This window comes from Streptomyces sp. NPDC093109, assembly GCF_040701725.1.
In the GTDB taxonomy this organism is placed as follows: domain Bacteria; phylum Actinomycetota; class Actinomycetes; order Streptomycetales; family Streptomycetaceae; genus Streptomyces.
Map to the genome: position 1 here is coordinate 39,286 of NZ_JBFBEZ010000029.1, position 20,349 is coordinate 59,634.

Here is a 20,349-nt window from a genome sequence, read left to right on the forward strand (position 1 = left end):
GACTGGGCGGCTGCGGCACTCGAAGTGCTGGAACACCGGCTCAGCCGCCACCCGTACACACCGGAGGTCCGTCCCCCGTCCCTGTCGGCCCGGGCATCACGAGCGGCCGGGCCGACAGGGACGGGACGGTTTCACACGCAGTCGGTGTCGACTGCGGAGGACCGGGTGAGGGCTGAACCCTGCTCTACGGGCAGCGACACATCGCGGGGCCGGGCGGACCAGGAGGCGACGAACAGACCCACCTGCTGCCCGAGCGGGGCACCGGCGAAGTCGGACTTGAGGTGGGTCCGGCGTGCCCCGGGATGCTGTCGGAGACCGGATCCGGTCCCTGCGCCATCGATATCGCACGCTGACGCGGCCGTACTCAGTAACGGCGACCCCGGCGGCGGTCCGCGAGTCGGTGGACCGCGGCGACCAGTGTGTCCACCTCCTCGTGGGTGTTGTAGAAGGAGAACGACGGCCGGACGGTGGCCTCCAGGCCGTAGCGGCGCAGGATCGGCTGCGCGCAGTGGTGGCCCGAACGCACCGCGATGCCCTCCTCGTTGAGTGCGGTGCCCACCTCGGCCGGCTCGTAGCCGTCCAGTACGAACGACACGATGCTCGCCTTGTGCGGGGCCGTGCCGATCAACCGGAGCCCGGGCACCTCGCGCAGTCCCTCGGTGGCGTGCTCGACCAGGGCGTGTTCGTGGGCGCCGATGTGGGGCAGGCCGACGCGCTCGACGTAGTCGATGGCCGTGGCAAGGCCCACCGCGTCGGCGATGTTGCCGGTGCCGGCCTCGAAGCGGCCCGGCGGCGGCTGATAACGGGACTTCTCGAAGGTGACGTCGGTGATCATGTTGCCGCCGCCCTCCCAGGGAGGCATGTCCTCGAGGACCTCCCGTTTCGCGTAGAGCACCCCGATCCCGGTGGGTCCGAAGAGCTTGTGTCCGGAGAAGACAAGGAAGTCGGCGTCCAGGGACGTGACATCGATCGGCAGGTGCGGGACCGACTGCGCCGCGTCGATCAGAACGCGTGCCCCGGCCCGGTGCCCGGCCTCGATGATCCGATCGACCGGTACGACGGTGCCGAGCGCGTTGGACATCTGGGTGACCGCGACCAGCCTGGTGCGGTCGGACAGCAGCGCGGTGTACGCGTCGAGCAGCAACTGCCCGTCGTCGTCGACCGGGATCACCTTGATCACCGCACCGGTCCGCTCCGCCAGCATCTGCCAGGGCACGATGTTGGCGTGGTGCTCCAGATGGGAGATGACGATCTCGTCGCCCGCCCGGATGTGCCGCGGTCCCCATGCCTTGGCGACCAGGTTGATCGCCTCGGTGGTGCCCCGGACGAACACGATCTCCTCGGCGGAGCCCGCCCCGACGAACCGGGCGACGGTGTTCCTGGCCCCCTCGTAGGCGTCCGTCGCCCGGGCTGCCAGCTCGTGCGCCGCCCGGTGGATGTTCGAGTTCTCCCGCGAGTAGAACTCCACCAGCCGGTCGATCACCGCGCGCGGCTTCTGGGTGGTCGCGGCGTTGTCCAGCCAGATCAGCGGACGGCCGTTGACCGGCTCGGACAGGATCGGGAAATCCCGGCGGACCGTTCCCACGTCGAACGCGGGGTGCTGATCGAGCGGGGGCCCCACCGGTGCGCCGGGTGTGCCGGGTGCGCCGGGTTCCTGGAGGAAGTAGTACGGCGCGGTCGTGGCTGCCGGGGACACCGGCTCGGAAAGGGGCGGCAGTCCCAGGTGTCCGAAGCCGGGAAGCTCCGGCACCCGCGCGGGGTACCCGGGCGCCTCGGCGAGGAAGTAGTACGGCCCGGGGTCCGGGAGCCGGGCCGGTGCGGGCAGCGACGCGACGGCCGGTACGGCGACCGGCCCGGCACCTGCCGCGTACGTGGCCGGGGCGCTGGTCGGTGGCGGCCCGGAGGGCGGGCTCATCCCCGCGGTCGGCGCCGGAGGAGGCGGGTCCGCGGCCGGCAGGCCGACGGGCGACGGCCACTGCGCGGGGCCGTCGGGGAACGGGGCCTCCGTCTCCGCCGGCCCACCGGGCAGGGCCCGGAAGAACTCTCCGGCCAGCCGGCTCAGCGTCTCCTCGTCCGGCAGCCACGCGGGGGCGGCTTCGTTACCGGTAGACGGGGGCGTAGTCATGGATCTTGTCCACCTCGACGTCGTTGAGCACAGCGAGCGCGTCCTCGGTGAGCACCGCGAGCGAGCAGTACAGGGAGACCAGGTAGGAGGCGATGGCACTGCGGTCGATCTGCATGAAGCGCACCGAAAGCCCCATCCCCTGCTCACCCGAGAGCCCGGGCTGGAACAGTCCGACCACGCCCTGGCGCGACTCGCCGGTGCGCAGCAGCAGGAACTTCGTCCTGCCGTTCTCCAGCGGGACCTTGTCCGACGGAACGATCGGCAGACCGCGCCAGGTCAGGAACTGCGAGCCGAACATGCTCATCGTCGCCGGCGGAACACCACGCCGGGTGCACTCCCGGCCGAACGCGGCGACCCCTTCCGGATGGGTGAGGAAGAAGGCCGGCTGCTTCCACACCTTGGCGATGAGGGCGTCCAGGTCGTCCGGTGTCGGCGGCCCCGCCAGCGTGGAGATCCGCTGTGTGTCCGCCGCGCTGCTCAGCAACCCGTACTCCGGGCTGTTGATCAGCTCGCCCTCCTGATGCTCCTTCACCGCCTCGATGGTCAGCCGCAGCTGCTCCGCGATCTGGTTGTGCGGGCTGGAGTACAGGTCGGCGATCCTGGTGTGGAGGTCCAGGACCGTCTGGACGGCCTTGAGCCGGTACTCCCGGGGTTCACTCTCGTAGTCGACGAAGGTGTCGGGCAGCGGCGCCTCGTCGTAGTTGTCGCACTCGATGCGCACCGACTCGGGATGAACGACCTTGTTCACCCGGTAGATGCCCGCCTCGACCGGTACCCAGGACATCAGGTGCACCAGCCAGCGAGGCGTGATGGAGGCCATCTGCGGAACGGTCTTGGTGGCGTTCGCCAGAGTCCGCGCGGCCTTGTCGCTCACCGACATCGATCGCGACGGTGGATTCACAGCCGTGGTCATACAACTCTCCTCTCCGCGCCCGAGGGGCAGGCACGCATGGTGGGGGGCGAGAACGTCGACGGTGAGGTGCGTGGCCGAACTCGCTCGCACGCACTTTCCCATTCGCCTTGCCGTTGCTGCGGTAGCGGAGCAACGCGTGTCGGCATCGAGCTCACCTTTCGCGAAGCCGAACCGTCCGACGCGCTCTGCGCCCTGCGCCCTGCGCCCTGTGCAACAACGACGCCGACGTGGCGCAGATCTTCGAACACGGCAGCCCGCCCCGGCGCGATCGCCGCGACACCACCACGACACCGCTTCTCGACGAACCGCTGTCAGAGCTCGGCGGAGTTCGAGACCGACGGTTACGTCGCCGTACAGGCGCTCCCGCGGCCGGGCTGGGCGTGAGCCTGCTGCCCGGACTCACCCTCCTCGCCGACCGGCACCCCGGGGTCGGGCTCCGCCGGATCGGCGGCATGCGCGGACAGGTCGTGGCCGCCGCGTACGGCGAACCCCCCGCGTCCCAACCCGCCCAAGTACTCCTCGACGCGCTCAACGCGACCGTCCGCGAACCGGAATGGCCGTCCTGACGGCATTCATCGGGGCACGGGATCTGTAGCATCCGGCGGGTGGATGTGGTGATGGGGGCGTTGCCCCGAGGACTCGGACTGGTGGAGCGGGTTGTCCGCGGGGAGCTGGATTCCCGGGGAGGACCCGGGGTGGTCCGGCTGGCGGAGGAGAGCGGGCTGGACAAGGGGCAGGCGTCGCGGCTGCTGCGGGATCTGGTCGCTTCCGGCGTACTGGCCAGGGACGGGCACGAGTTCCGCGCCGGCGGGGACCTGCTGGCCGTCGCGGCGCAGGCCGGTCCGTGGGGCGCGGAGAGCCGGGCGCTGCTGCGGGGACTGGTGATCCGCTTCGGGGCGTGCGCCTATGTGGACGTACTCCGTGGAGCGATGGTGCTCTCGGTACGGGCCGAACTGGCGGCCTGGGCCGAGTTCTCCTGGGCACGGGCGGGGCGGTTGACGCCGGTGTGGTGCACCAGTGCAGGACGGGCGCTCCTGTTCGACCATGGGCGTGAGGAGATCACCGAGCTCCTCGGCGGCGAGGACTTCATCGGGGCGGGCGGTCCCTACGCGCCACGGACCGCGGAGGATCTTCTGCTGCGGGTCGCCGACGACGCCGCGCGAGGGGTCGCGGTGTGCGAGTCCGAGTACGACGAGGACGTGCTGGAGGTCGCCGCGCCGGTGCGGGATTCGCGCGGGGACATCGTGGCGGCGGTCAGTGCCGTGGTGCCGCACGCGGCGGCCCGGGACGATCGGGACGAACTCGTCGCCGCGATCGGTGACGCCGCGGCGCGGCTGGCGCGCCTGCTCGGCTGAGAGCCTCAGTCCTGGTCCGTCGAGCACAGTGCGGCGGTCAGCCAGTCGCTCCAGCGGACCACCGAGTCGGCGCAGGCCGCTGTCGCGGGCTCGAGGCGGCGGCGGGGGCCGACGACCTGGACGGCTGCGACGATCTCGCCGCGGAAGTCCCTGACCGGGGCGGCGAGCGAGTAGAGGCCGGGCTCGGCCTCCTGGTCGACGACGGAGTAGCCCCGCTCGCGGGCCGCGTCGAGCCGGGCCAGGAAGTCGTCGAGACCGGCCGGTGTGTTGGGGCCGTGCCGGACGAAGGACGTACGTGAGAGGACGGCCGCGACCTCGGCGCGGTCGGCGTCGAAGAGCAGAGCCTGCCCGGCGTCGCTGCAGTAGGCGGGATACCCGCGGCCCACCCAGGACACGAACGAGGACAGGGCCGGCGGCATCGACTCCAGGATCGTCACCGAGCTGGCGCCTCGCAGGACCCCCAGGTAGGCGCACTCCCCCGTGTCGGCGGCGACACCCTCCAGCGCGGTCCGGCCGTCCCGGCGCAGCCTGGCCTCGGTGATCTGCTGGGCCCGCGCGTACAGCTCCCAGGCGACCGAGTAGCGCAGCGACGCGCTGTCGCGGCGCAGGAACCGGGCGGCCTCAAGGCTCCGCAGGATGCGGGAGACCTGGCTGCGCTCCCGGCCCAGCAGCGCGGCGACCGCGGCGGCGGTGTGGCCGCGCGGGTCCTGCGGAGGGTGCTCGGCGAAGAGACGGAGCACGGCCAGGCCGCGTTTCAGGCTGCTGTCGGTGGTCATCGCGAGCCGAGCATAGCGCTGGACGCCGACCCCGCCCCGGCCCCTTTCATTGCGGGAACATTGCAGGTTCATGGCGGAACCCGTGCATGATGAGCAACAAGACTTGTTTATTCCGCAACGCTGGATAACCTCCATCCACATCCTTCGGAAAAACAGGCACTTCAGGAGTTCCCCTTGTCCGCTCTGCGCCCGCTTGTACTGATCGGCTCCGCGACACTGCTCCTGGCGGGCTGCGCAGACCCCTCCGAGCCGGCCGGCCCGTCGTCGGGATCGTCCTCCGCCACCGCTGCCACCTCCGCGGTCGTGGAGAACGCCGGGCTCGCCGCCAAGGTCCCGCCCGCGGTGAAGGCGAGCGGCATTACGGTCGCCAGCGACGTCAGCTACCCGCCCATGGACTTCTTCGCCGCCGACAACAAGACGGCCATCGGTGCCGAGGTCGACCTGGACAAGGCGCTCGGAACGGTCCTCGGGGTCAAGGTCACCATCGTCAACGTGCCCTTCGACTCGATCATCCCGGGCCTTCAGGCGGGCAAGTACCAAATCGGAGTCTCCTCGTTCACGGACACCGCCGAGCGGGAGAAGGTCGTCGACTTCGTCACCTACTTCAACGCGGGCACCTCCCTGCTGGTCCCGACGGGCAACCCCGAGGGGCTCACGTCCGAGGGCGACTCCCTGTGCGGCCGTACCGTCGCCGTGGCGAAGGGCTCCACCCAGGCGCTGGTGGACCTGCCCGCCCGCGCCAGGGCCTGCGAGGCGCCGATCAAGGTCAGCACCTTTCCGGACGGCACCGGCGTGAACCTCGCCGTCACCAGCGGACGTGCCGACGCGGCCCTGGCCGACTCGCCGGTCGCCGCCTACGCCGCCAAGCGCTCCGGCGGCAAGCTCGCCGTCGTCGGCGAGTCGTACGACACCGCGCCGTTCGGCATAGCGGTCCCGAAGAACAGCGAGCTGACCGCCCTGCTGAAGTCGGCCCTGGAGGACCTCAAGGAGACCGGCGGCTACCGGCAGATCCTCGCCAAGTGGGGCCTGGAGTCCGGTGCCGTCGACGAGTTCAAGATCAACTCGGCCTCGTGATGGACGAGTTGCCGATCGTCCGCCGCCGCAGGCCCGGCCGGTGGGTCCTGACCCTCGTGGTCCTGATCCTGGCCTCGGCCCTGGTCCGGTCGCTGATCACCAATCCGCGCTTCGACTGGGGCACGGTCGGCGCGTGGCTGTTCAGCCGGACCGTGCTCAAGGGGCTGCTCGCCACCCTGGAACTCACCGCCGCGGCCATGGCCATCGGACTCGTGCTGGGTATCGCGCTGGCGCTCATGCGCCTGTCGGACAACGCCGTCGCCCGGGGTGTCAGCTGGGCGTACATCTGGCTCTTCCGAGGCACACCGCTCCTGGTGCAGCTGCTGTTCTGGGGGTTCATCTCCGCGCTGTACCCGACGCTGTCGCTGCACCTCCCCCTCCTGCCGGCGATCGGGAACGTCCCGGCGAACTCCGTCGTCACGACCTTCGCCGCCGCCCTGCTCGGCCTCGGCCTCAACGAGGCCGCCTACCTCGCCGAGATCATCCGGGCCGGGATCGTCTCGGTCGACGACGGACAGCGCGAGGCCGCGGAGGCACTGGGCCTGTCCAGGGCCAGGACCCTGCGCCGGATCATCCTGCCCCAGGCGATGCGAGTGATCATCCCGCCCGTCGGCAACGAGACCATCTCCATGCTCAAGACGACGTCGCTGGTGAGCGTGCTGGCCTACGCGGAACTCCTGTACTCCGTACAGATCGTGTACGCCCGGACCTACCAGACGATCCCGCTGCTGATCGTCGCCAGCATCTGGTACCTCGCCGTCACGACCCTCCTCAACATCGGCCAGCACCACCTCGAACGTCACTTCGCGAAAGGAAGCCGCCGATGATGCTCCAGGCCACCGGGGTCCGCAAGTCCTTCGCCGGACACGAGGTGCTGCGCGGTGTCGACGTGTCCGTGCCGCGCGGGACGGTCACCTGCGTGATCGGGCCGTCCGGATCGGGGAAGTCCACCTTCCTGCGGTGCGTGAACCGTCTCGAGCGGCCCGACGGCGGCCGGATCCTGGTGGACGGCTCACCGGTCGGGTACGAGGTGTACGGACGCGGGCTGCGCGAGCTGCGCCACCGTGACCTGGCCCGGCAACGCCGCCGGATCGGCATGGTCTTCCAGCGCTTCCACCTGTTCCCGCACCTGACGGCACTCGCCAACGTCACCGAGGGACCGGTCGGCGCCGGCCGTCCCCGTGCCGAGGCCACCGACGAGGCCAGGGCGCTGCTGGACCGCGTCGGCCTGGCCGACCGGTGCGACGCGTACCCCGCCCAGCTGTCCGGCGGCCAGCAGCAGCGGGTGGCCATCGCCCGCGCCCTGGCGATGCGGCCGAAGCTCATGCTGTTCGACGAGCCGACCTCGGCGCTCGACCCGGAACTCGTCGGCGAGGTCCTGGACGTCATGCGCGGCCTCGCCGCCGACGGCATGACGATGCTCGTCGTCACCCACGAACTGGGCTTCGCGCGCGAGGCCGCCGACGAGGTCGTCTTCTTCGACGACGGACGCGTCCTGGAATCCGGGCCGCCCGCCCGGATCCTGACCACCCCCGACCATCCCCGAACCCGCGACTTCGTGACGAGAGTGCTGTGACCACCTTCCGAGACGCCCTGGCCGCCGGACCACTGGTCCTGGACGGCGGCATGTCCAACGAACTCGAGGCCCAGGGCCACGACCTGAGCGGCACGCTCTGGTCCGCCCGCCTGCTCCGCGACGCCCCCGAAGCGATCGCGGCCGTCCACCGCGCCTACTACGCGGCAGGCGCGCAGGTCGCCATCACCGCCGGCTACCAGGCCACGTACGAGGGCTTCGCCCGACTGGGCATCACCCGCGCCGAGACGACGGCACTGCTACGGCGCAGTGTCTCCCTGGCCCGCGAGGCCGCCGCCGGGACGGGCTGGGTCGCGGCGTCCGTGGGACCGTACGGCGCCATGCTGGCCGACGGCTCGGAGTACCGTGGGAACTACGGGCTCACCACGGCCGAGCTGATCCGTTTCCACCGGCCCCGGCTGGAGGCTCTCGCCGAGGCGGCCCCCGACGTCTTCGCCGTCGAGACCATTCCCGACCTGCGCGAAGCCGAGGCCGTACTGACCGCTCTGGACGGCCTGGGCATCCCGGCCTGGCTCTCGTACAGCATCCGCGGGACGACGACCAGCGCGGGCCAGCCACTTGCCGAAGCCTTCGCCCTGGCCCGGAGCTGCGACGCCGTCGTCGCCACGGGGGTCAACTGCGCCCCTGCCGCCGACATTGCCCCGGCCCTCGGCCTGGTCACCGGCCTGCCCGGCGTCGCCTATCCGAACGGGGGCGGTGTCTGGGAACCCACGGCACGCCGCTGGCTGGGGGCCGAGGACGAGAGCGCGGATCTGGCCCCCTCGTGGCTCGCCGCCGGAGCGGTCCTCCTCGGCGGCTGCTGCCGGGTCGGCCCCGCCGAGATCGCGAAACTGGCCGCCCGCGTCGGCGCGTCGGCAGCGGGCTGAAGCGGGCCCGTCCCGCCGGGGCCACCGACTCCGTTCTCTCTCCTTCCGCGCACTCCACCCCAGGGGGTATCCATGGACCAGCAGCCCGCTTCCCTTCCCGTGATCGACCTCTCCGCCCTCGACCGCGAGGCGCTGCACCGGGCCGCCCGCGACGTCGGCTTCTTCCACCTGGTCGGGCACGGCATCACCGCCGCCGAACAGGCCCGGCTGCTCGGCACCGCCCGCGACTTCTTCGCCCTGCCCGAGGCCGACCGGCACACGATCGACAACCTCAACTCCCCGCACTTCCGCGGCTACACACGTATCGGCAACGAGCTGACCCAGGGCCGCCGCGACTGGCGCGACCAGGTCGACATCAGCAACGAGCTTCCCGCTCGCGCGCCGGCGCCGGGCGAGCCGCCGTACTGGTGGCTCGAGGGCCCGAACCAGTGGCCCGAGGCCCTGCCCGCGCTGCGGGAGGTCTCGCTGGAGTGGCTGGACCGGCTCAGCGCGGTCGCCCACCGGTTGCTGCACGAACTGCTCGCGTCCATCGGCGGTCCCGAGGACTTCTACGACGACGCCTTCTCCGGAAACCCGCGCAACCACCTCAAGCTGATCCGCTACCCGGGGCGGGCCCCCGAAGGGGATGACCAGGGCGTGGGCGTGCACAAGGACTACGGGTTCCTGACCCTGCTGCTGACGGACGAGGTGCCCGGCCTGGAGGTCGAGTCCCCGGAGAACGACGGCTTCATCAAGGTGCCCCATCTGCCGGGCGCGTTCGTGGTGAATCTGGGCGAACTCCTGGAGGTGGCGACCAACGGCTACCTCCGAGCGACCAACCACCGTGTGGTCTCCCCGCCCGGAGCACGCGAGCGCTACTCCGCGCCCTTCTTCTACAACCCGCGCCTGGACGCCCACATCACCCCGCTCCCCTTCCCCGGCGCGTCCGTCGCCGCGGGCGTCACCGAGGACTCGGGCAACCCTCTGTTCGCGGAGTTCGGCTGGAACGAACTCAAGGGCTGGATCCGCGCCCACCCCGAGGTGGTGAAGAAGCACCACCCCGAGCTGTTGGCCGAACAGCCGGGTGTGGGTCACCTGAAGCCATAGCTGTCCGCACCCCGAAGGCACTACGGGGTGCGGACAGCGTGTGCGGGCGCCTCAATCACTGGCGGTGCGCAGTTCGGCCAGTGCGGGGGGGCTGTGCTCCTTCCCGTTGGACGGTGATGGCGGCGGCCGGAGCCGCACGGCCGCCGAGGCGTTCGAGGGCCGCGGGGCCGAGAGCTCCGGGGTCCGCGTCGTCGCCGAGCACGGTGGCCAGGACCGCGGACATGAAACTGTCACCCGCGCCGATCGTGTCCACGGCGGTCACGGCGGGAGCGGAGACGTTCGCCGTCGGCGGAGACGTTCGCCGTCCCGCCCGCGGTCGCGAGCCTGGCCACCACCGTCCCGGCCGACCAAGCCGAGGTCTGGGCGGGCTGACGCTCAGCCGGCAGAACGCGCGGCACCTGGGTGTCGCGCGTTCGCGCCGCCCCGCGCAATGCCGGACGGCTTCGGTACGCCCGGTGGTGGGTTTCGCAGGCCGCCGAGCGCCAGGGCTGTCATGACTGCCGCGGCTCCCGCCGCCACGGCGAAACCGTCGTGTGCGCCGCCCGTGTCCACCATCCGACCCGCGACCGCCGCGGCGCCCGCCGATCCCGCTGCGCTCGCGGAGTTGCCCCAGGTGAACGCCTGAGTGAGGACGGCGCGTGGGACCGCCGACTCGGTGAGGACGGAAGAGAGGATCAGCAGGACCGGCACGGCGAGTCCGGTCAGGGCGAGGGTGGCGCCGACCGCGAGGGGCGCGTCGAGGAAGACCAGCGGAAGGCACGCCAGGGTGAGGCAGGCGGCGGCCACGGCCTGGCGGCGCCGGGTTGAGCCGCCGTGGCTCCACGCCCCGTAGACCCAGCCACCCACCAGATTGGTGCAGTTCGAGGCGGCGTAGAGCAGCGCCGCCACGTCCGGTGTGCCGCGTCCCACGGCGTACGCGGCGACGGACACCTGCATGGCGCCGAAGAACACCCCGAGCGCGAGGCCGAGCGCGACCTGCCGCAGGAACACGGAGCGGAGCAGGGCACGCCCGGCGTGCCGGCGTTCGGCGCGGCCGGTGAGGGGCGGCATCGTACGGCGCTGGGCGGCGAGGGCGAGCCCGCCGACGACGACGAGCGCGGCGGCGAGCAGCACCCCGGCGCCCGGGCGGCCCGCCGCACCGAGGACACTCACCAGGGCCGGTCCGGCCAGATAGGACACACCGTTGGCGAGGGCCTCCAGTGCGAAGGCGGTGGGCAGCGCGGCAGCCCGTTCGCCGGACAGCAGGGCCGACCAGCGAGCGGCGGACAGGGCACCGAGCTGAGGCAGCGTAGCCCCGACAAGCACTCCGGCGACAAGGTCAGGAACGGCGCCGGTGAGCAGCAGCGCCACGGCCCCGGCGTGTGCGCCCAGCACGCAGGGAAGCACCCGCGCCTGCCCGGCCCCGTCGACAAGGCGCCCGATCTGGGGCCCGGCGACGGCATCCGCGACAGCGAACCCGCCGGTGACAAGACCCGCGGCGGCATACGACCCGGTACGCGCGTGCACCAGCCAAACGATGCCGATCCCCGTCATGGCGATGCCCAGACGCCCGACAGCAGCGGGAAGGAAGAAAGCCGCGGCACCCGAAGTGCGCAGCAGAGTACGGTAGTTCGCCGACGCCGAAGGCACGACGCATCCCTTTCGCCGCCCGGCGGGACGCGCCACACGGGGTCGTCGGCGTCCGGAAGTGCCGACCCGTGGCTGCGCCTGGAGCCGTCCAGTGGTGGCGTGGAGCGGGGACGCGCACCCCACGCCGACTCCGTCACCGGGCAGATTTCATACGGTAGTTGATGACCTCTCGACCGAGCGTAGAGGAACCGCGCGCGGAAAGGCAGCACCGGAGGGCCCGATATCGAACCCACAGCCCGCTATGTGATCTGCCCCACATCCTGTCACAGTGGTCGGTCAGGCGGTGTCTTGAGGCCGAATCCCTGAAGCCCAAGGAGGGCATCATGACCTTGAACACCGACGTGGTGGTGATCGGCGGCGGATACGCCGGCGTCATGGCGGCCAACCGACTGACGCGGCGCGGCGACGTGACGGTGACGCTGATCAACCCGCGCCCGGCCTTCGTCGAGCGGATCCGCCTGCACCAGCTGGCGGGCGGGTCCCACCCGGCGGCCGTCGAGTACGGAGAGGTGCTGAACGAGGACGTCCGGCTGAGGGTCGGCACCGTGGCGCGGATCGACACCGCCGAGCGCAGTGTGACGTTGGCGACCGGCACCGCGGTCGGCTACGACTACCTGGTCTACGCGGTGGGCAGTGGCAGCGCCGACCCCCGCGTGCCCGGCGCGGCCGAATTCGCCTACCCGATCGCCACCTTCGAGGAGGCGGGGCGGCTGCGGCCGGTCCTCGACGCCGCACCCCTGACGGCCGCCGTGACGGTGGTCGGAGCCGGTCCCACCGGCATCGAGACCGCCGCCGAGCTGGCGGAGGCGGGCCGCACGGTGACGTTGGTCTGCGGCGGGATCCTCGGACCGTATCTGCACCCGCGTGGCCGGCGCTCGGTGGCCGGGCGGCTGGCCGCGCTCGGGGTGACCGTACGGCAAGGCCCCAGCACGCAGGTGACGGAGGTGACCCGCGATGCCGTGCGGCTCGGTGACGGCCGGGAGCTGCCGAGCCGGGTGACCATCTGGACCGCCGGGTTCGGCGTCCCGGACCTGGCCGCGCGCAGCGGGCTCAGCACGGACGCCCTCGGCCGTGTCCTCACGGACGAGACGCTGACCAGCGTGGACGACGACCGGATCGTCGCGGCCGGGGACTCGGCGGCACCGTCGGACCTGCCACTGCGGATGAGCTGCCAGGCCGCGATGCCGCTGGGCGCCCGGGCCGCCGACACCGTCCTCAGCCGGATCGCGGGTGAGCGGCCCGCGCCCCTCAACCAGGCGTTCGCCGGCCAGTGCATCAGCCTGGGCCGGCGCGCCGGTATCTTCCAGTTCGCCCACAGGTACGACGTCGCACTGTGGTTCCACATCGCCGGCCGCCCCGGCGCGAAGCTCAAGGAGTTCGTGTGCAAGGGCACCGTCAAACACCTGGCCGACGAGGCCCACAAGCCCGGCTCGTACAGCCTGCACCGCGTCTCGGGAGGCGACAGGCGCCGGCAACTGCTGCAGCCCGGGCCCAGCGAGGCGCCCACCGCCGGTCAGCCGGCAGCCCAGTGAGACCGTGGAAGCCGCTCCGGGCCGATCCCGGCGGATACGGAGCGAACGGCTGCGAAGGAAAGGGGCCGCGACATGAGCGACCGTGCCACTGACCCGGCGACCGAGGCGTTCGTCGCCCACCGCAACCTGCTCTTCACCGTCGCCTACGAGATGCTCGGCTCGGCGGCCGACGCCGAGGACGTCCTCCAGGAGACCTGGCTGCGGTGGGTCAAGGCCGACCTGGAAGAGGTACGCGACCAGCGCGCCTACCTGGTCCGGATCACAACCCGGCAGTCACTCAACCGGCTGCGCACCACGATCCGCCGCAGAGAGGCTTACGTCGGCCCCTGGCTGCCCGAACCGCTGCTCACCGCACCGGACGCGGCCGAAGACGTCGAGCTCGCCGAGAGTGTGTCCATGGCGATGATGCTCGTCCTCGAAACACTGTCGCCGACCGAGCGCGCCGTGTTCGTACTGCGCGAGGCCTTCGACGTCGGGTACGAGGAGATCGCGGCCGCCGTCGGCAAGAGTCCCGAGGCCGTCCGCCAGATCGCCCACCGCGCCCGCCGGCACGTCGATGCCCGCCGCCCCCGCAAGACGGCCTCCCCCGGCGAGGTCCGGGCAGCCCTGGAGTCATTCCGGCGCGCGCTCGAGAACGGAGACCTGCAGGGCCTCCTCGACGTACTCGCCCCGGAAGTCGTCTACATGGGCGACGGCGGCGGCATCAAACACGCCGCACTGCGACCGGTCACCGGCTCCGGCAAAGTCGCACGCCTCATGGCCGGCGTGACCAGCAGAACCGGCAGGACCGGAAACAGACTCACCATCGGCCCCACCGTGGTCAACGGCAGCCCGGCACTCGTTGTCAGTCTCGACGGCGAGTTCGACGGCATCATGGCGATCAGTGTCGAGGACGCCCGCATCACCGGCCTCTACTTCGTCCGCAACCCGGAGAAACTCTCCCACACCACCTCCGAAACTCCCCTCACCCTGCGATGAACACCACTGGCCGGTTGGTGTGTCCCGCGTACCGCCCCCTTGCGGACGCACCCTCGACGCAGGGATCAACGGCTGCGCGATCTCCCACAATCCGTCCGGAACAATCCAACTCCGCACGCCCCGCCCCATGAACGGACCAACGGTCTTGAGGCCTGCCGGGAGTCAACACCCACAAGATCAATTATGGGACACGGCCTGGGGTCGCTGGCCCCGAGCGAACATCGCGAGCAGGTCGAACGTGATGCCTGCGGCCGCGAGTGCGGTGATTTGCGCGTGATCGTAGGCGGGCGAGACCTCCACGACGTCCGCTCCGACGACATCGAGGCCGGCGAGGGAGAACAGCAGGAGCTGGAGCTCCCTCGTGGTCAGGCCGCCCGGCTCCGGCGTCCCGGTGCCGGGGGCGTGGGCGGGGTCGAGTACGTCGACGTCGATGCTGACGTACACGGGACGGTCCCCCACTCGCTGTCGGATGCGCTCCGCCGCGCGGTCGATCCCCTGTCTGGCGACGTCGAGAGTCGTGACCGTCGCGAACCCGAGCGCGGCGTCGTCGTCGAAGTCCGACGCGGCGGGAGTGCTGTGCCGGATGCCGACGTGCATGCAGTGGTCCGACGCGAGCAGCCCTTCCTCGAAGGCGCGGCGGAACGGAGTGCCGTGTGCGAGCGGATTGCCGAAGACGGTGTCCCACGTGTCGAAGTGCGCATCGAAGTGCACGAGTGCCATGGGGCCGAACTGCTCGTGCGCGGCACGCAGCAGTGGGAGCGCGATGGTGTGGTCCCCGCCGATCGCCACGATGTTCCGGGCGTCGGCGTAGAGCGTCCGCGCCGCATGCTCGATCTGCTCGATCGCCCGGGGGATGTCGAAGGGCGTCGCCCCGACATCCCCCGCGTCGACGATCTGGAGGGCCGTCCACGGCTCGATATCCAGGCCGATGTGATGGGGCCTGAGCAGTTTCGATGCCGCGCGAACGGCCTCCGGCCCGAATCGGGCTCCCGGACGGTAGGTGGTTCCCGAGTCGAAGGGAACCCCGACGATCGCCACGTCGGCCCGAGCCACCTCATCCAGGCGGGGGAGCCGGGCGAAGGTCGACGGCCCCGCGAACCGGGGAAGCTGCGCCAGCGCATCCGGCGGGCCGACGATGCCCGTCGGGGAGTGGGACGCCGCGGGTGGCGTCGGGCCGGTGTCGGGTCGGGTCATCGCGGGTTCCTCGGGGTCGGGTGACGCGCTGTCGGCCGTGCTCAGCCATCGAACCCCGCCGCGGCTTCCACGGGCATGGCCGATGAAACGAAGTTGCGGGTTCCCTTTCGTACAGCGGTACTACGACCTGCCGTCCCCTCGCCGCACAGCGTGATCGTCATTGCCGGTTCTGTCTATTCGGAGAGAGGAATGGCGGCAATTACGACAGCGAGTGGAGACGGAGTTGGAGCATGGCCGCGAACCGGGCCTCCGGGTCGGCCAGGTCGATGCCGCCGACCTCGCCGACGCGGCGCAGGCGGTAGCGGAAGGTGTTGGGGTGGACGTGGACGGAGGCGGACGCGGCGATGACGTCGCCGAAGGCGTCCAGCCAGGCGTTCAGGGTCTGCACCAGGCTGGCGTGATGCCGCTCGTCGTAGGCGAGGAGCCGTGCCACCGGGCCGCTGGGGCGGTCCCCCCGAGCAGCCGCCATGTCCCGCAGTTCGAGCATCAACGACTGCACGTGTACGTCGGGCAGCCGGGCGACCCGGGGTTCGCCGGGGTGGGACCGCAGGACGCGCAGGGCCCGGTCGGCGCAGGCGCGTGCGTGCGCGAGGTCGGTGACGGCACCGGCGACGGCGCCGACACCGATCACGGCCGGGATGCGGGCGCCAACGCGGTCGACGAAGTCGGAGGCGATCCGCAGCGCGCGTTCCTCGCCGTCCGCCACATCCCGTCCCGTGGGGACGAGTGCGTAGGCCACATCGCCGACGAGGGCCGCGGCGCTGCGCGGATGAACGGCGCTCACATGCATCGCGAAGGCGTCGGCGACCCGCTGGCGTTCGGCGGTCAGTACGGCGTCGGCGCCGATGGACGGTTCGCCGGGCGAGTCGGCCAGGGCGAGCGCGAGGACGACCACGGGCTGGTCGGCCAGGCCGAGCCGGTTCAGCGCGTCGCGGGCGCCGGGCCCTCCCTCCAGTGCGGAGCCGACCAGTTCGGCCCGCAGCCTGCGTTCGACGTCGGCGCCGGCGCGGACGCGGAGCATGTGCAGGGCGACGAGTTTGGCCGCGTCCCGCAGGGCGTGTGCCCGTTCCGCTTCGAGCGGCTCCTTGACCGCGGCCCAGATCGACCCGAGGACCTCGTCGCCCGCGCGCACCGCCATGGCCACGCGAGGCAGTGAGAAGCCGACCGCCTCGGCCGCATCGGCGGACGGGCTGATGAAGACGGGACAGTCGTCGCGGTAGATCTGCTGGAACACGCCGCGCTCGGCGAGCAGACGCGAGTAGCGCTGGGGAACCTGCCTGCCGAGGATGGCCTCGACCCGCGCCGTGTCGGCCTCGTCCTGCCGGCCGGAGAAGGCCAGGACGCGGGAGCTGCGGTCCTCGATGGTCACCGGCGCGTCCAACAGCGCGGCGATCGCGTTGGCGAGCGTGAACAGGTCGCCGGACGGAACGCCGCCGAGTGTCGCCGCGTCGGGGTCCGCGACGTCGTCCTCGGCAAGCAGGGAGCGCAGCATCGCGGTGAGCTGGGTCCACGAGGCGCCGGGCGTGAGACCGAGCACCGCGACGCCGGAGCTTTCGGCGGCCGCTCGTATGTCGACGTCGGTGGGTACGGGGGCGCGGAGCACCAGTCCGGCCGAGCCCTGGGCGCCCAGGGTGTCCAGGAGCGCGACGATGTCGGCGGCCCGGTGGATGCCGACGCCCAGGACCAGCGCCCGGGGCGGCAGCACGGGTGCGTCGATCGGGTCATGGATGACGAGGCCCCCGATGTGCTCGCCGCGACCGGACTCGCCATGGACGAGGTGGAGCAGCGTCGTGCCGAGGTCGTCCAGCAGTCGGCCGAGACTGGTACGGGGGCGCGGGTTCATTCGGGGTAGCACCACCTGACTGACGCTAACCGTGGAGAGAGCAGCCTGATTCGTCCGGATGAACGAGATCCGTCACCGGTTTTGTTCCCGGCGACCAGTCAGGTGGGCGCTTGTCCGATGTCCGATCGAGGTTCAGCCGGACAGCCACTCCGTCGAGATCGTGACCGCCTCCAGCCGCTCGGGCAGCGGCTCCACTCCGATGCCGGGGCCGGTCGGCACGGCCAGGTGGCCGTTGTCGAGCAGGAAGGGCTCGGTGAGGTCGGCCGCGTAGTAGCGGTCGGAGGCCGAGGTGTCGCCGGGCAGCGTGAAACCGGGCAGAGCGGCGAGCGCGACGTTGGCGGCGCGGCCGATACCCGTTTCGAGCATGCCGCCGCACCACACGGGCACGCCGTGGGCGTGGCAGACGTCGTGGACGCGGCGTGCTTCCAGATAGCCGCCGACCCGTCCGGGCTTGATGTTGACGATGGAGCAGGCGCCGAGCGCGATGGCGTCGGCGGCGGCCCGGGCGGAGACGATCGACTCGTCCAGACAGATCGGGGTCGCCATGGACTTCGCGAGCCCGGCGTGGCCGAGGAGGTCCTCCTCGGGGAGCGGCTGCTCGATCAGGAGCAGGCCGTGGGGATCGAGGCGGGAGAGGTGGCGCGCGTCGGCCCGCGTGTAGGCCGCGTTGGCGTCGACCTGCAGGAGTACGCCGTCGCCGTATCGCTCACGGACCGCCCGGACCGGTTCGAGGTCCCAGCCGGGCTGGATCTTGAGTTTGACCCGGACGTAGCCGGCGTCGAGGTATCCGCCGACCGCGTCCAGCAGTTCGGGGACGGAGTCCATGATCCCGACCGAGACGCCGCACGGGACGCGGTCGCGCACGGCGCCCAGTTCCCGGGCGAGCGGCCGGCCGGCGGCGCGCAACTCGGCGTCGAGGACGCCCATTTCCAGTGCGGCCTTCGCCATCCGGTGCCCGCGGAAGGGTTCGAGGGCGGGGGCGACCGCCACCGCGTCCAGGTGGTCGAGGCGTGCGAGTGCGGGCACCAGGAAGCGGCGCAGCACATCGGCCGCCCCGTCCACGTACTCGGAGGAGTACCTGGGGTCCTGAAGCGCCACGCACTCGCCCCAGCCCTCGGCGTCGGTGGTGACCACGCGCAGCAGCAGGATGTCGCGCAGCGACTCGGTGCCGAACGAGGTGCGCAGCGGTGTGACGAGAGGCATGTGTATCCGGCGCAGTTCCACGCCCTTGAGTCTCATCGGTTGTCCTCCTGAGGATGGTCCGTGTCGTGGCCGCGGGTCAGCAGGTACCAGCCCGCACGGTCGAATCCGGTCACCCGTGCGCCGTCGTCGAGGAGCCCGCCGAGGACCTCCCGCAGGGCCTGCCGCCAGTCCTTCGCCGTCTGCGGGTCCTGGGTGCGCAGTGTTTCGATGTCGCCCGGGACGGACACGAGGAGGGTTTCGGCGTTCCGTACTCCGGACACCGGCCGGCCGGCATCGGAGATGTCCAGGGCGACGGCCGCCCCGGCGGCCCGCTCGGCGGCGGCGTCGAGGAGCGGTCCGTGGCCGGCGGAGGCGGCGACGACCCGTGGGGCGGTGAGATCCCAGCGCACGAGCAGCCGGTCGCTGTCGTCGCCGCCGTTGATCGTGTCGTGCATCCCGCCGTAGAAGTCGGGCAGGTACTCGGCCGGTGAGGCGGCGAGTTTGACGAGGTTGAAGTAGGCGTTGCGGCGGACCAGCGGGTCGAAGGTCCAGACAATCGTGGACGTTCCGTGCAGCAGCGCCCAGGCGCGCTGGTGCAGTTTGAGGGCGTGACCGACGTGACGGCCGCGCATGCGGTCCGAGACTCCGGCGATGTGGCTGTAGAGGCAGCCGTCCCTGGGTGCGCCGAAGAACGCGACGCTCGCGCCGACCAGTTCGTCGCCGTCGTATGCGCCGGTCACGTAGTTGCCCGACTTGGCCAGCGCGCGCAGCAGTTCCGTGGTCATCAGTGGTCTGCCCGGGGCGGGCTGCCAGATGGTGTCGTAGAGCCGGGACACCGCTTCCAGTTCGTCGTGGCGGACGAGTTCGCGGAGTGTCACGCCGGCCGCCCGGACGGCGGTGTCGGCGTGCAGCGCGGCCTCGACGATTCCCGCGATGTCGTCAGGGGCTTCCTGAAGGTCGGTCATGACTCCATGCTTGCGGCCCGGGCCGCGCGGGTCATGGTCGTGTGGCACGAGAGGAGGACCGCTGATTCGTGAGACCGCACGGGGAGGGGAGTGTCGGCCGGCCGGCGAGCAGGTCGGCCAGGAGCGCGGCGAGCAGAGCGGTGCGGCGGGGCAGTTCGTCGACGAGTACGTGTTCGTCGGCGGAGTGCGCGCCGCCGCCGACGGCGCCCAGGCCGTCGAGGGTGGGCGTGCCGATGCCGGCGGTGAAGTTCCCGTCGGAGGCTCCGCCGACCGCGGTGCCCGTGAGGGGGGCCAGGCCCAGTCGGGCGGCGAGCCGGGCGGCGCGGTCGAACAGGTCCCCCGAGGCGCGGGCCTCCAGGGGCGGGCGGTTGGGGCCGCCGGTGATCTCCAGACCGGCGCCGGGCAGTACCGGCCGCAGCGCCCGTACGGCGGTGTCGAGGCGTTCCTGCTCGGTCACCGACCGGACCCGCACGTCCACGTCGAGCCGTCCCCGCGCGGGCACGGTGTTGGACGTCGTGCCGGCCGACATCGCGGTCGGTACGACGGTCGTGTGCTGCGCGGGGTCGGCCAGTGCCTGTACGGCCAGGACCTGGTGGGCGAGCTCGACGCCGGCGTTCACGCCGCGCCAGGGCTCCAGCCCGGCGTGCGCGGCGCGGCCCTGTACGTGTACCTCGTAGCGTGAGACGCCCTTGCGTTCGGTCTTCAGGGCCCCGCCGTCCGCCGACGCCTCCAGTACGAGTGCGGCGGCGCAGCCGGACGCCTCGGTCTCGATCAGCTCTCGCGAGGTGGGTGAGCCGACTTCCTCGTCGCCCGTGATGAGCAGGGTCACGCCGGAAGGGTCGGGCAGGGCCGCCGCGGCGTGCATCGCCATGACGAGACCGGCCTTCATGTCGAAGCAGCCGGGGCCGCGCAGGACACCGTCGATGAGGCCGAAGGGGTGGGTGGTCAGGGAGCCGATCGGCCACACCGTGTCGTGATGGCCGAGCAGCAGCACGCGCGTCGGGCCGGGGCCGAACCGCCAGCGCAGGTGGGTAACGCCGTCGAGGACGATCCGCTCCGGGGCGGCGCCGAGCCGGGCGGCGCCCAGTTCGGCGACGACGTCGGCGCTGCGCGCCACGGCGGCGAGGTCGCTCGACGGGGACTCGCAGGTGACGAGCCGTTCGATGCCGGCGAGGAGTCCGGGCAGCGCGGCCCGTGTCCGCGCGGACAGCGCCGAGTGGTCCATGCCGGTCCCCAT

General features: G+C 71.7%; 19 protein-coding genes and 1 pseudogene. 9 read left to right on the forward strand and 11 right to left on the reverse strand.

Annotated elements, in window-relative coordinates; all coding sequences use genetic code 11:
* Nucleotides 1-364 precede the first annotated feature (364 nt).
* Together AB0389_RS25810 and AB0389_RS25815 are read right to left on the reverse strand one after the other, a co-directional pair.
* Nucleotides 365-2,125: a family 2A encapsulin nanocompartment cargo protein cysteine desulfurase gene (locus AB0389_RS25810; protein ID WP_366397860.1), complete on the reverse strand. Its 1,761-nt coding sequence runs from the start codon at nucleotides 2,123-2,125 to the stop codon at nucleotides 365-367.
* A complete protein-coding gene (locus AB0389_RS25815; protein WP_366397861.1) occupies nucleotides 2,100-3,038 on the reverse strand; it encodes a family 2A encapsulin nanocompartment shell protein in 939 nt (312 codons plus the stop codon). The genes AB0389_RS25810 and AB0389_RS25815 overlap by 26 nt, the downstream gene beginning before the upstream one ends.
* A gap of 380 nt (nucleotides 3,039-3,418) precedes the next feature.
* On the opposite strand from AB0389_RS25815, the gene AB0389_RS25820 reads away from it, so the two are divergent.
* Both AB0389_RS25820 and AB0389_RS25825 read left to right on the forward strand, forming a co-directional pair.
* The gene (locus AB0389_RS25820; RefSeq protein ID WP_366397862.1) at nucleotides 3,419-3,604 is read left to right on the forward strand and encodes a hypothetical protein; all 186 of its coding nucleotides are present in this window, start codon (nucleotides 3,419-3,421) and stop codon (nucleotides 3,602-3,604) included.
* An 81-nt stretch (nucleotides 3,605-3,685) separates the two neighbouring features.
* The gene (locus AB0389_RS25825) at nucleotides 3,686-4,393 is read left to right on the forward strand and encodes an IclR family transcriptional regulator C-terminal domain-containing protein (RefSeq protein WP_366397863.1); all 708 of its coding nucleotides are present in this window, start codon (nucleotides 3,686-3,688) and stop codon (nucleotides 4,391-4,393) included.
* Between the two features lie 5 nt (nucleotides 4,394-4,398).
* Here AB0389_RS25825 and AB0389_RS25830 read toward each other — a convergent pair whose 3' ends face one another.
* Entirely contained in the window at nucleotides 4,399-5,169 is a 771-nt protein-coding gene (locus AB0389_RS25830; protein ID WP_366397864.1) for an IclR family transcriptional regulator, read from the reverse strand.
* Between the two features lie 174 nt (nucleotides 5,170-5,343).
* On the opposite strand from AB0389_RS25830, the gene AB0389_RS25835 reads away from it, so the two are divergent.
* From AB0389_RS25835 to AB0389_RS25855, 5 genes are all read left to right on the forward strand, one after another.
* Entirely contained in the window at nucleotides 5,344-6,243 is a 900-nt protein-coding gene (locus AB0389_RS25835) for an ABC transporter substrate-binding protein (RefSeq protein WP_366397865.1), read from the forward strand.
* On the forward strand, nucleotides 6,243-7,070 hold the full coding sequence (locus AB0389_RS25840; RefSeq protein WP_366397866.1) for an amino acid ABC transporter permease: 828 nt from the start codon (nucleotides 6,243-6,245) through the stop codon (nucleotides 7,068-7,070). The genes AB0389_RS25835 and AB0389_RS25840 overlap by 1 nt, the downstream gene beginning before the upstream one ends.
* Nucleotides 7,070-7,819: an amino acid ABC transporter ATP-binding protein gene (locus tag AB0389_RS25845; RefSeq protein ID WP_366397911.1), complete on the forward strand. Its 750-nt coding sequence runs from the start codon at nucleotides 7,070-7,072 to the stop codon at nucleotides 7,817-7,819. The genes AB0389_RS25840 and AB0389_RS25845 overlap by 1 nt, the downstream gene beginning before the upstream one ends.
* Complete coding sequence (gene mmuM, locus AB0389_RS25850) at nucleotides 7,816-8,703, forward strand: homocysteine S-methyltransferase (RefSeq protein ID WP_366397867.1); 888 nt, start codon at nucleotides 7,816-7,818, stop codon at nucleotides 8,701-8,703. Before AB0389_RS25845 ends, mmuM begins: the two co-directional genes overlap by 4 nt.
* Nucleotides 8,704-8,775: 72 nt before the next feature.
* Nucleotides 8,776-9,789 (forward strand): 2-oxoglutarate and iron-dependent oxygenase domain-containing protein, encoded by a 1,014-nt coding sequence (locus tag AB0389_RS25855; RefSeq protein WP_366397868.1) that lies wholly within the window; start codon nucleotides 8,776-8,778, stop codon nucleotides 9,787-9,789.
* 55 nt (nucleotides 9,790-9,844) lie between these two features.
* Here AB0389_RS25855 and AB0389_RS25860 read toward each other — a convergent pair whose 3' ends face one another.
* Both AB0389_RS25860 and AB0389_RS25865 read right to left on the reverse strand, forming a co-directional pair.
* The gene (locus AB0389_RS25860) at nucleotides 9,845-10,051 is read right to left on the reverse strand and encodes a PfkB family carbohydrate kinase (protein WP_366397869.1); all 207 of its coding nucleotides are present in this window, start codon (nucleotides 10,049-10,051) and stop codon (nucleotides 9,845-9,847) included.
* Between the two features lie 113 nt (nucleotides 10,052-10,164).
* On the reverse strand, nucleotides 10,165-11,454 hold the full coding sequence (locus AB0389_RS25865; protein WP_366397870.1) for an MFS transporter: 1,290 nt from the start codon (nucleotides 11,452-11,454) through the stop codon (nucleotides 10,165-10,167).
* 287 nt (nucleotides 11,455-11,741) lie between these two features.
* On the opposite strand from AB0389_RS25865, the gene AB0389_RS25870 reads away from it, so the two are divergent.
* On the forward strand, nucleotides 11,742-12,950 hold the full coding sequence (locus AB0389_RS25870; protein WP_366397871.1) for an FAD-dependent oxidoreductase: 1,209 nt from the start codon (nucleotides 11,742-11,744) through the stop codon (nucleotides 12,948-12,950).
* A 72-nt stretch (nucleotides 12,951-13,022) separates the two neighbouring features.
* The gene (locus AB0389_RS25875; protein ID WP_366397872.1) at nucleotides 13,023-13,928 is read left to right on the forward strand and encodes an RNA polymerase sigma-70 factor; all 906 of its coding nucleotides are present in this window, start codon (nucleotides 13,023-13,025) and stop codon (nucleotides 13,926-13,928) included.
* Nucleotides 13,929-13,943: 15 nt separating this feature from the next.
* Here the strand turns inward: AB0389_RS25875 and AB0389_RS25880 are convergent.
* The 6 genes and pseudogenes from AB0389_RS25880 to AB0389_RS25905 form a co-directional block, all read right to left on the reverse strand.
* Nucleotides 13,944-14,057 (reverse strand): annotated as a pseudogene (locus AB0389_RS25880) (IS5/IS1182 family transposase); the annotation flags it as partial.
* A gap of 48 nt (nucleotides 14,058-14,105) precedes the next feature.
* Nucleotides 14,106-15,122 carry an agmatinase gene (gene speB, locus AB0389_RS25885; RefSeq protein ID WP_366397873.1) on the reverse strand — a complete coding sequence of 339 codons (1,017 nt, stop codon included), beginning with the start codon at nucleotides 15,120-15,122 and terminating at the stop codon, nucleotides 14,106-14,108.
* A 199-nt stretch (nucleotides 15,123-15,321) separates the two neighbouring features.
* A complete protein-coding gene (locus AB0389_RS25890; RefSeq protein WP_366397874.1) occupies nucleotides 15,322-16,980 on the reverse strand; it encodes a helix-turn-helix domain-containing protein in 1,659 nt (552 codons plus the stop codon).
* 117 nt (nucleotides 16,981-17,097) lie between these two features.
* Entirely contained in the window at nucleotides 17,098-18,204 is a 1,107-nt protein-coding gene (menC, locus tag AB0389_RS25895) for an o-succinylbenzoate synthase (protein WP_366397875.1), read from the reverse strand.
* Nucleotides 18,201-19,112, reverse strand: coding sequence for a GNAT family N-acetyltransferase (locus AB0389_RS25900; RefSeq protein WP_366397876.1), 912 nt, complete (start codon nucleotides 19,110-19,112; stop codon nucleotides 18,201-18,203). The genes menC and AB0389_RS25900 overlap by 4 nt, the downstream gene beginning before the upstream one ends.
* Nucleotides 19,113-19,143: 31 nt before the next feature.
* On the reverse strand, nucleotides 19,144-20,349 hold the full coding sequence (locus AB0389_RS25905; protein ID WP_366397877.1) for a M20 family metallopeptidase: 1,206 nt from the start codon (nucleotides 20,347-20,349) through the stop codon (nucleotides 19,144-19,146).